The sequence below is a fragment of the Marinobacter salinexigens genome, assembly GCF_008370345.1.
Lineage (GTDB): Bacteria > Pseudomonadota > Gammaproteobacteria > Pseudomonadales > Oleiphilaceae > Marinobacter > Marinobacter salinexigens.
In genome coordinates this window covers 1-411 of the sequence record NZ_VTUU01000133.1, presented here as the reverse complement: position 1 = coordinate 411, position 411 = coordinate 1, and the positions used below count along the sequence as shown (strand labels likewise).

The following is a 411-nucleotide window of genomic DNA, read 5'->3' as shown; positions in this document are numbered from 1 at the left end:
TATCACAAGAAAGTGTAATAAATTAAGGTAATGAAGATTATCCTCTACTAAAAAGTCTTTTTTAGATCTCATTTCGAGAGTCCAATCTCGCATCTTCTCAATATCAGATTGATCAAAGAAATTTAGTTCAATACCTGCACAAATGTACTTTCTAATTACTCTGGTTACTTCAATATTTTCCTTAGATTTTAATTCAACTCCTAAAGTTACATCTGTTTTTTCCAAAGAATTTGCTAGATCACAATTTTCTAAATGTGCACTTTGTCCCTTTAAATTCTTAAAAGTCACATGTTTCTGACGCTTAGAATCGGGACTAACAACTAATATTGCACCATCAACCCTGCAAGAGGGACATAAGACATCAGAAGATACGAAAGAACGAAAATCTAGAAATGAATCATTTTTTATATT

General features: G+C 30.9%; 1 protein-coding gene. It reads right to left on the bottom strand.

Annotated features, from left to right (window positions below; translation table 11 throughout):
- Positions 1-411, bottom strand: a 411-nt coding sequence (locus tag FWJ25_RS19705) for a hypothetical protein (RefSeq protein ID WP_223163298.1), incomplete at both ends; no start/stop codon positions are given.